This is a genomic window from Mycobacterium sp. IDUB_24 (genome assembly GCF_055419385.1).
Genome location: NZ_JBVAXO010000010.1, coordinates 118,876 through 128,881, shown reverse-complemented (window position 1 = coordinate 128,881; position 10,006 = coordinate 118,876). Strand labels below are relative to the sequence as shown.

Here is a 10,006-nt window from a genome sequence, read left to right as displayed (position 1 = left end):
CCAGGCGGCCCGCGATCGCCGCCGATTCGGCCCGCGCCCCGACACTGACCCGGTCGATCAGGTCAGCAGCAGAATCGGCGTCGAACACATGTTCGATTATGCCACGGAGGGCTGACACGCGGAAGGGTCGATGTCTACCCACATGCCGGCGGCACAAGAAACCACCCAAACTGTCACCGATGTCCTGAGGCATCACGCCTGACATCGGCTCGGTCATCAGGGTTCGGCTGAGGATTGCGTCTGACAGGTCGGGCACCAGTAGGTCACCCGCTCGCCGCCGGAGTCCGTCTCGATCAAGGTCCCGCATCGTCGGCATGGTTCACCGGCGCGGCCGTACACCCACAGCTGGCGTCCAGCCCGGGTATCCCCGGTGGTGGTGCGATTCCAACGGGACCGGTTGAGCCACAGCATGTCCCGGGCGCGTTGCACGACACGTAGGGGATCGTTCAGCGAGCTCACCGGCGAGGTGGGTAGACGCCCGAAGACGAAACACAGCTCGTTGCAGTACACATTGCCGACACCGGCCATCACCCGCTGATCGAGCAAGGCAGCCGCCAGGGCGCGCTCAGGCTCAGCGATCAGATTGGCCGCGGCGGTGCGAGGCTCCCAGTCGGGACCGAGCAGGTCCGGTCCGAGGTGCGCCACCGCTGCCATGTCGGTGTCGCGATCGAGCACTTCGAGCACGCCGAGATCGATCCCGGTGGCCCTACTGTCGGCGGTCTCCAGCACGATCCGGATGCGGTGCGCCGCTCCTTTGGACCAGCCGATACGCCAACTGCCCTCCATCTTGAGATGAGAGTGGATGCTGGCCGGACCAACCCGGATGAACAAATGCTTGCCGCGGCTGAGCACCTCATCGACCACGTGCCCGGTCAGATCGACCGTGGCGTAGCGGGGGACCCTGAGGTCGCAGCGGGTCAACGTCTTGCCCGCCAGTGCGTCACGCAACGCTGTGGCGGTGTGGAAGACGGTGTCGCCTTCGGGCATGCCCTATTCAACCAGGGTGGGAAATGCGGTACCCGCGTCAGCGCAATCGCAGGCCCCGCGGGGTGCGGGAAAACCCGGCCCCGGTCAACGCCTCCTGCACGCTTGCGCGGTCTTCGTCGACCCCGGGGTCGAGTACGGCGACTCCGTTGATCCGCTCGACCAACAGCGACGGGATCCGCCCGCTGCTCACGAGTTCGGCCAGTGCGGCCGCGGCAGCCCGCTGCGTCTCGGTATCGGATGTGAAGCTGAGTAGGGTTTTGCCGCCACGTTCCAGGAACCACACCAACTTTCCGTCGACGAGCGCCACGAGGGCGCCGGCCTTGCGGCCCGGTCGGTGCATGTCGGTGTCGCCAGTCCGTTCAGGCCAGGCCAGAGCGGCCCCGTAAGGGTTGGCCGGGTCGGTCGCGGCGAGCATCACGGCGTGATACTCGGGACGCTGCGGATCGACGCCGTCGAGATAGGACCGCAGCCGGTCGACGGTCGAGGCTGCCGCGAACTGTGCCCCGCCCAGTGACTCGACGAAGTAGCCCCGCTGACAGCGGCCGGCGTCCTCGAAGGCGCTCAGTACCTTGTACAACGTGGCGAACCCGCCCGGCACGCCTTCGGCCGACGCCGCCCCCTTGGTCAGCACCCCGTGCCGGTTGAGCAGCAGCTCCGCTTGGAAATGCGCCCGCACGGTCGAATCCGGTTCAGCGCCGGGCAATGCCGACCACCGGCCGGACACCATCGGATCGGCTGCGCGGCTGTGCGGGCGCGCGACGCTGTAGCGGCTGAGCCTCGGTGGGCGTTGACGTTGCCGGTGTGCCGGTGCTCCCGACCGTCGGGGGCCGGACAGCATCGCCCGTATCGGGGCGAACGTGTCCCCGGTGGTCCAGCCGGCCCAGATCAGTTCCCACAGCGCGGTTTTCAACTCGGATTCGGACGCCTGATCGGTGAGTTGACGGAAGAAATAGCCGCCGCCGTGATCCAACGTCTCCATGATGGCCCGGTGTGTGTCGGTGAATTCGATCTCGGCAGGGGTGGGCAGCGTCAGCGGTGCCGTGTCGGCCAGGTGGAACACCACCCAGCCGTCGCTGCTGCCGATCTGCCCGGCGCCCGACCACATCACTTCACCGGAGGCCAGCAACTCGTCGAGCATTGCCGGCTGGTAATCACGCACCCGCTGGCCGAAGACCAGCGATTCCACCGCCGACGCGGGAAGGAGGACACCGGCCAGCTGCTCGATCACTGCCGCCAGCCCGTCGATACCCGAGCTGTGGCCGGATCCGACGTGCTGCCAGGACGGCAGGAAGCGGCCATAGGCTGCGGTGCTGACCGGCTCGACCTGGGCGCGCAACGCGGCCAGGGAACGACGACGCAGGATGCGCAGCACCTCGGCGTCGCACCACTGATCGCCGGCGGTCCCCGAGGTGGCCGAGTCGACGAACTCCCCGCGCACCATCCGTCCATCGACGGCCATGCGGCCCAACACGTCTGCGGTCACCCGTAGGCCGAGCCCGAACCGCGTAGCGACCTCGGTGGTGGTGAACGGGCCGTGGGTGCGCGCGTAGCGGCCGATCAGGTCGCCGAGTGGGTCGTCGACGGATTCGGTGAAGGCCATGGGCACCCCGACTGGGACCGGCGCGCCGACCCCGTCGCGCAGCAGGCCGATATCTTCCACCGCCGCCCACCAGGTCTGACCGCCATAGGTGACCGGGAGTGCGCGCTTGGCGGCGTGCAACCCGTCCAGCCAGCCGCCGATGGTGTCGGTGGTGGCGCGCTCGGCGATCTCGGCCTCGGTGAGCGGGCCGAGCATCCGCAGCAGGTCGGCCACTGCCTCGGCGTCGCGCGCGGCCCGCTCCTCGGTGAGGTGCTGCAGCTGTGCCGAAGTCGATGCGATCACAGCCGGATCCAGCAGTTCGCGGAGTTCCACCCGGCCGAGCAATTCGGACAGCAGCACGGTGTCCAGCGCCAGCGCGGCGGCGCGGCGCTCGGCCAGCGGGCTGTCGCCCTCGTACATGAACGCGCCGACGTAGCCGAACAACAGCGATGCCGCGAACGGCGAGGGGGTGGCGGTCTCCACCTCCACCAACCGCAGCCGACGTTGAGCCACCCGGCGCATCAAGTCCGTCAAGGCCGGGACGTCATAGACGTCCTGCAGGCATTCGCGCACCGTTTCGAGCACGATCGGGAAGTCCGGATACTTGCGGGCGATGTCGAGCAGTTGAGCGGCACGTTGCCGTTGATGCCACAACGGGGACCGCTTGCCGGGGTGTCGGCGCGGCAGCAGCAGGGCACGCGCGGCGCATTCTCGGAACCGGGACGCGAACAATGCAGACCCGCCCACTTCGGCGGTCACGATGGGTTCGATCTCGTCGGCGTCGAACACGAACAGGTCTGCGCCGGGCGGAGTTTCGCCGCTGTCGGGGAGGCGCACGATGATGCCGTCGTCGGACGCGGTGGGCTTCTCGTCGATGCCGTACCTTTCCCGCAGCCGGCGGCCCACCGCCAGGGCCAGTGGCCCGTGAACCCGTAGGCCGTACGGCGAATGCAGGATCACCCGCCAGTCTCCGAGCTCGTCCCGGAAGCGTTCCACCACGAACGTACTGTCGCTGGGAACGACGCCGGTGGCCTCACGCTGATCGTGCAGTAGCCGGTATAGATTGTCGGTCGCGAACCCGGCGAAACCCATTTCCTGGCAACGTCTATCGAACTCCGCGCGGCCGAGCGCAGCCAACTCTCCGGTGAATGCGCCGACCGCGGCGCCCAGTTCGGCCGGCCGTCCCACACTGTCACCGCGCCAGAACGGCAACCGGGCCGGTTGACCCGGCGCAGGAATGACCAGCACGCGGTCGTGGGTGATCTCGGTGATCCGCCAGCTGGTCGCGCCCAGGGATATGACGTCACCGGGGCGGGATTCGTAGACCATTTCCTCGTCGAGTTCACCGACCCGCGAAGGCTTTTCGGAATCAGTGGCCAGGTAGACGGTGAACAGCCCCCGGTCGGGGATCGCGCCACCGGAGGTGACCGCCAGGCGCTGAGCTCCCGGGCGGGCGGTCAGGGTTCCGTGGTCGCGGTCATACACCAGCCGCGGCCGCAGCTCGGCGAACTCCGTGGACGGGTATTTTCCGGACAACAGATCCAGGGTGGCTTCGAAGGCGCTGCGCGGCAGCGTGGCGAAGGGCGCGCTCCGCCGTACCGCGTCGAACCAGGCGTCGGCGTCCACCGGTTCCAGAGCGGCCGCCGCCACGGTGTGCTGGGCCAGTACGTCGAGCGGATTGGCCGGGACGTGCATGGTCTCGATGTCACCCGAGCGCATGCGCTGCACTGCCACTGCGCAGCCGATCAGGTCGGTGCGGTGCTTGGGGAACAGCACGCCCTGGGAGATCTCACCGACCTGGTGCCCGGCACGTCCTATGCGCTGCAGCCCACTGGCCACCGACGGCGGCGACTCGACCTGGATCACCAGATCGACCGCACCCATGTCGATGCCCAACTCCAGGCTTGAGGTGGCCACCACGGCGCGCAAACGGCCGCTCTTGAGGTCGTCTTCGACTTGGGCCCGTTGCTCCTTGCTGACCGAACCGTGGTGGGCCCGGGCCAGCAGCGGCGGTGCGCCGTTGGCTTGGCCGCTCGCCATGAGTTGCGCGGGCGCACCGCCACCGACCTGCGGGTTACGGTCGAGCGAGAGTTCAATTCCGGCCCGCTCGGCGTGGATCTCGTTGAGTCGGGAGGTCAGCCGCTCGGCCAGCCGGCGGGAGTTGGCGAACACGATCGACGATTGGTGTGCCTCGATCAGGTCGACGATGCGCTCCTCGACATCGGGCCAGATGCTGTTGTTGTCGAGGTTGGCCATGTCCGGCACCGGAACCTGGACCGAGAGGTCGAAGGTCTTGCCGGCCGGCGGGGCGACGATCGTGGTCGGAGCCTGCCCGGACAGGAACCGGGCCACTTCTTCGGGTGGCCGCACTGTCGCCGACAACCCGATCCGCTGGGCCGTCCTGTCGAGCAGCTGGTCGAGCCGCTCGAGTGAAAGTGCCAGGTGTGCACCACGTTTGGTGGCAGCGACGGCATGGACCTCGTCGACGATCACGGTCCGTACGGTGGCCAGCGTCTCACGGGCCGCCGAGGTCAGCATCAGGAACAGCGATTCCGGGGTGGTGATCAGGATGTCGGGCGGCTTGCTCAGCATCGCGCGACGCTGACTGGGCGGGGTATCCCCGGAACGGACGCCGACGCTGATCGAGGGGGCCGGCACGCCGTGGCGCTCGGCCACCCGGGTGATGCCGGTCAACGGGGTGCGCAGGTTGCGTTCGACGTCGACGGCCAAGGCCTTGAGCGGCGACACGTACAGCACCGTCGTGCCCGCGCGGGGGTCAGGAGGCAACTGGGCCAACTCATCGATCGCCCACAGGAATGCCGCGAGCGTCTTGCCTGACCCGGTGGGCGCGATGACCAGGGTGTTGTCGCCTTCGGCGATGGCTGACCAGGCCTGGGCCTGCGCGGCCGTCGGTGCCGGGAAGGCAGCCGTGAACCACTCCCGGGTCAGCGCACTGAACCGGGCCAGCGGATCGGCCGGCGTGGTGGTCATCTAGTCATACTGCCGCGCGGCACCGACAAGTTCAGCCGGCAGTCCTGGCACGCGGGCGACGGCGTCGAGCAGGGCGTGGGCGCAACTGTCGGCGACGAAATCCGCGTCGATCGACGGGTCCTTGAGCCGTTGCCGGCACATCTCGAAGGTCAGCGCCAGCCAGCCGTAGACGGTGGCCCGTAGGTCGCGTTCGACCTTGGCGTCCAGGGGCTCGGATATCGCGTCGCTGATCCGGCCCATGATCCGGTCGGCCTGGCGATCGTTGTCGATATCGTCGACGCCTCGCAGCACCGGGTCGGTGCGGCCCAGACCCATGTAGGCCGCCCAGGCGCCGTGCGGGTGTTCCTCGTCGTAGCGCAGATAGGCCAGAACTCCGGCGCGCAACTGGACGAACAAGCTCTGACCAGGCTCTCCAGGAGTGCTGGTGGCCTCGAACAAGCGCTCCCCCTCGGCCCGGACCACGGCGGCGAAGAAGGCCCGCTTGTCGGGGAAGTAGTGATACATCAGGGCCCGCGACACCCCGGCACGCTCGGCGATCTCATCGATGCGGACCTCGTCGTACGGCCGCTGGCCGAACACCTCGGCACCCAGGGCCAACAACTCATTGCGTCTGTCGGCGGGGGACAGCCGGCGTCTCGACTCGGCACCCACGACAGCAGCTTAACGTGACCGGGCCTTACTTGACACATGTATAACAAGGCGGAATCTTGGTGTCATGACCGTCGTGGGCGCGCGGACCTCACCCGAGGGTGCCAAGTATCCGAAACTGCCCCACCCGCCACGGCGGGTGCCCCTGCTCGGTGACGTCTTCGGTCTGCAGCCCGACTCCTCGATGCAGAACGCGATGGGCATGGCCGAGCTGGGGCCGATCTGTGAATTCCGGTTCCTGGGTGCCCGCTACGTGGTGGCGGCAGGGGCCGACGCGGTCAATGATCTCAACGACGAGACCCGGTTCTGCAAGCATGTGGGCCCCGACATCGAGGCCCTGCGGATCGTGGCCGGCGACGGGCTGTTCACCGCCTACAACGACGAGCCGAATTGGCTCAAGGCCCATCAACTGCTGATGCCGGCGTTCAGTCAGGCTGCGATGCGTCGCTACCACGGGGTGATGTTCGACGTCGCCGATGAGCTGACCGGCCACTGGGATCAGCAGGCCGGCCGAGGTGAAACCGTCGATGTCTCGACCGACACCACCAGAGTCACCCTGGAGACCATCGGGCGGTGCACGGCCGGGTACTCGTTCGGGTGTTTCCAGAACGACAATGTGCACCCGTTCGTCGCCCACATGGTGTCGGCGCTACTAGGTGCCGACCGCCTCGGGGTACTGCGCGAAACCTTCCTGCCGGCCTTCGTCTTCCGGCGCTACGAGCGCCGGCTCCACCGCGACGCGCACTACCTGCACGGGCTGGCCGACGACATCGTCTCGGCGCGGCGGGCGCAGCCATCAGGCAGCCATGACGACCTGCTGCAGATCATGCTGGAGTCCGATCTCGACGCCGCCAACATCCGCTTTCAGCTGATCAACTTTCTGATCGCCGGACATGAAACTACTTCCGGTGCATTGTCATTCGCACTGTACTTTCTGTCGCAACACCCGGAGGTGTTCGCTCGCGCCCGCGACGAGGTGAACGAGGTGTGGGGTGACGAGGCGCGGCCAGAATTCGAGAAGATCGCCAAACTGCGGTATGTCCGGCGGGTTCTCGATGAGTCGCTGCGGTTGCAGCCGACCGTGCCGGCCTACTACCGCGCTGCCCGCCAGGACACCGTGCTCGCCGGAATCCACCCGATGCGCAAGGGTGATTGGGCCCTGGCGCTGACCTCGACCCTGCACCGCGACCCACGTTGGGGGCACGACCCGGAGGTGTTCGACCCCGACCGCTTCACGCCGGAGCAGATGCGGACCCGCCCGGGTGGCCTGTACAAGCCATTCGGAACCGGCGAAAGATCTTGCATCGGAAGACAGTTCGCGCTCCACGAAGCGGTGTTGATGTTGGCGGTGTTGATCCGCCGCTACGACTTGGTTGCCGATCCGGACTACCGGTTGCGGGTGCAGGAGCGCCTGACCATGATGCCGTCGGGCTTCCGGCTCGGCCTGCGGCGACGATAGCCACCCGTACCGCGTATGAAATGCCCCAATTCGGGGTACCGTTTCCGTGGACAGAACCGCAACGTCGGCAGGTCCGCGCATGGAATGGTTCATCGCAGACGAATATTGGCTGGCCAGACAGGTATTGCAGCGGGGGACCGCCGCGATCTACTTGATCGCGTTCATCGTGGCGGCCCGGCAGTTCCGCGGGCTCCTCGGTGAACGAGGCCTGCTGCCGATACCCCGATTCCTGGCTGCCAACTCGTTCCGGCATGCCCCCAGTGTGTTTCAACTCCACTATTCGGACCACTTCTTCGCCGCAGTGTGCGTAGCCGGGGCCGTGCTCTCGGCGGCCCTGCTCGCCGGCTTCGGAGACGTGGTGCCGTTGTGGGCCGCGATGCCGACCTGGCTGCTGGTGTGGGTGCTGTACCTGTCGATCGTCAATGTCGGGCAGACGTGGTACTCGTTCGGCTGGGAATCGCTGCTTCTCGAAGCCGGGTTCCTGGTGACCTTCCTGGGCAATGACGACGTGGGGCCACCACTTCTGGTGCTGCTGCTGGCCCGCTGGCTGGTCTTCCGCGTCGAGTTCGGTGCGGGCCTGATCAAGCTTCGCGGTGACCCGTGCTGGCGCAACCTGACCTGCCTGTACTACCACCACGAGACCCAGCCCATGCCCGGCCCGCTGAGCTGGTTCTTCCACCACCTGCCCAAGCCGTTGCATCGAATCGAAGTGGCGGGCAACCACTTCGCCCAACTCGTCGTGCCGTTCGCATTGTTCGCCCCGCAGCCGGTGGCCAGTGGCGCGGCGATCGTCGTCATGATCACCCAGCTGTGGTTGGTGGCATCGGGCAACTTCGCCTGGCTCAACTGGATCACCATCGTGCTGGCGTTCAGCGCGCTCTCGGATTCCACCGCGGCGGCACTGCTTCCGGTACCGCACCACCAACTCGGCCAAACCCCACTGTGGTTCGTCGTCGTGGTGATCGCGTTCGCCGGCGCGGTGACCTGCCTGAGCTACTGGCCGGCGCGCAACCTCATCTCCCGACGGCAGCGGATGAACGCCTCGTACAACAGGTATCACCTGGTGAACTCCTACGGCGCATTCGGCACCGTCGGACGCGCCCGCGACGAGGTGGTGTTGGAGGGCACGTCGGACGCGACCCTCAACGAGCACACCGTGTGGCGGGAATACGAGTTCAAGGGAAAGCCCGGCGATGTTCGCCGATGGCCGCGGCAGTTCGCGCCCTACCACCTGCGGCTGGACTGGCTGATGTGGTTCGCCGCCATCTCGCCGGCGTACGCCCACGGCTGGCTGCGCAGGCTGCTCACCCGACTGCTGGAGAACGACCGCGACACGCTGAAGCTGCTGCGTGGCAATCCATTCCCCGACGACCCGCCCCGTTACGTCCGCGCCCGACTGTACCGGTACGAGTTCAGCACCTGGACCGAGCTGCGCCGCGATCACGTCTGGTGGCACCGCATCTCGTTGGGCGTCTACGTCCCGCCGCAGACGCTGCCCTCCGGGCGGTCATCTGCCGGCGCGCAGTGACCGCTGGTAACGGCGCATCCCTGCGATCCACCGGTCGTAGTCGGATCCCTTGTGGCGGTACATGTCGAGCACTTGAGGGTGCGGCAACACGAGAAACCGGTCGGACTGGACGGCCTCGACCGTCGCGGTGGCCACCTGTTCGGCACTGATGACCTCACCGGACTGCACGATCGACGCCGCACCGGCCGCGGAATCCGGATCCGCCGAGGCCCGTACCGCATCGAGCAACGGAGTGGCCACCCCCAACGGGCACACGCAGCTGACCCCGATGTTGTCATCGCCGTATGTGATGGCCAGCCATTCGGCGAACCCGACCGCTGCATGCTTGCTCACTGCATACCCGGCCGCCCCGATCTGGGACAGCAGACCGGCCGCCGAGGCGACCGACACGAAATACCCGCCACCGCGCGACGACCATTGCGGGACAAGCACTTGAGCCGCCCTGATGTGGGAGCGCAGATTGACGTCGAGGATGCCGTCCCAGCTCTCCTCGGTGCCAAGGCCCGGTGCGCCGATGATTCCGGCGTTGGCGACGTAGATGTCGACGGGGCCGAACTCGGTGGCGGTCAGCGCCTCGATGTCGGCGGTGACGCAGGCGTCGGCCCGGACACCGAGTGCTTGCCCGCCGCCGGACCGGATCTGTGCGGCGGTCTGTTCGGCCGACTCCACATCAAGGTCAGCGGCCACCACCCGGGCGCCCGCCGTCGCGAAGGATCCGGCCAGTGCCCGGCCGATGCCCGATCCGGCGCCGGTGATGACCGCAACCGTCTGTTCGATGTCCATGGCCCCCTGCCTACCGAAATTCACGGGCGAG

6 protein-coding genes are annotated in these 10,006 nt (G+C 67.5%); 2 read left to right on the top strand and 4 right to left on the bottom strand.

Annotated features, from left to right (window positions below; all coding sequences use genetic code 11):
• Nucleotides 1-216 precede the first annotated feature (216 nt).
• Genes nei2 through ACZYZF_RS28930 form a run of 3 tightly spaced genes read right to left on the bottom strand, consistent with a single transcriptional unit; the run spans nucleotide 217 to nucleotide 6,208 of the window.
• Nucleotides 217-987 (bottom strand): endonuclease VIII Nei2, encoded by a 771-nt coding sequence (gene nei2 / locus ACZYZF_RS28940; RefSeq protein WP_463744731.1) that lies wholly within the window; start codon nucleotides 985-987, stop codon nucleotides 217-219.
• Between the two features lie 37 nt (nucleotides 988-1,024).
• Nucleotides 1,025-5,557 (bottom strand): ATP-dependent helicase, encoded by a 4,533-nt coding sequence (locus tag ACZYZF_RS28935; protein ID WP_463837525.1) that lies wholly within the window; start codon nucleotides 5,555-5,557, stop codon nucleotides 1,025-1,027.
• Complete coding sequence (locus tag ACZYZF_RS28930) at nucleotides 5,558-6,208, bottom strand: TetR/AcrR family transcriptional regulator (protein ID WP_463744729.1); 651 nt, start codon at nucleotides 6,206-6,208, stop codon at nucleotides 5,558-5,560.
• A gap of 64 nt (nucleotides 6,209-6,272) precedes the next feature.
• Between ACZYZF_RS28930 and ACZYZF_RS28925 the strand changes: the two genes are divergently transcribed.
• The gene (locus ACZYZF_RS28925; RefSeq protein WP_463837524.1) at nucleotides 6,273-7,664 is read left to right on the top strand and encodes a cytochrome P450; all 1,392 of its coding nucleotides are present in this window, start codon (nucleotides 6,273-6,275) and stop codon (nucleotides 7,662-7,664) included.
• Between the two features lie 79 nt (nucleotides 7,665-7,743).
• Nucleotides 7,744-9,192 carry a lipase maturation factor family protein gene (locus ACZYZF_RS28920; RefSeq protein ID WP_463837523.1) on the top strand — a complete coding sequence of 483 codons (1,449 nt, stop codon included), beginning with the start codon at nucleotides 7,744-7,746 and terminating at the stop codon, nucleotides 9,190-9,192.
• Here the strand turns inward: ACZYZF_RS28920 and ACZYZF_RS28915 are convergent.
• Nucleotides 9,172-9,975 (bottom strand): SDR family oxidoreductase, encoded by an 804-nt coding sequence (locus ACZYZF_RS28915; protein ID WP_463744727.1) that lies wholly within the window; start codon nucleotides 9,973-9,975, stop codon nucleotides 9,172-9,174. The genes ACZYZF_RS28920 and ACZYZF_RS28915 overlap by 21 nt on opposite strands.
• Between the last annotated feature and the right edge of the window lie 31 nt (nucleotides 9,976-10,006).

Bases quoted from the DNA above. Each gene is read 5' to 3' on its own strand.
- ACZYZF_RS28915 (WP_463744727.1), bottom strand. From the start codon at position 9,975: ATGGACATCGAACAGACGGTTGCGGTCATCACCGGCGCCGGATCGGGC.
- ACZYZF_RS28935 (WP_463837525.1), bottom strand. From the start codon at position 5,557: ATGACCACCACGCCGGCCGATCCGCTGGCCCGGTTCAGTGCGCTGACC.
- ACZYZF_RS28920 (WP_463837523.1), top strand. From the start codon at position 7,744: ATGGAATGGTTCATCGCAGACGAATATTGGCTGGCCAGACAGGTATTG.
- nei2 (WP_463744731.1), bottom strand. From the start codon at position 987: ATGCCCGAAGGCGACACCGTCTTCCACACCGCCACAGCGTTGCGTGAC.
- ACZYZF_RS28925 (WP_463837524.1), top strand. From the start codon at position 6,273: ATGACCGTCGTGGGCGCGCGGACCTCACCCGAGGGTGCCAAGTATCCG.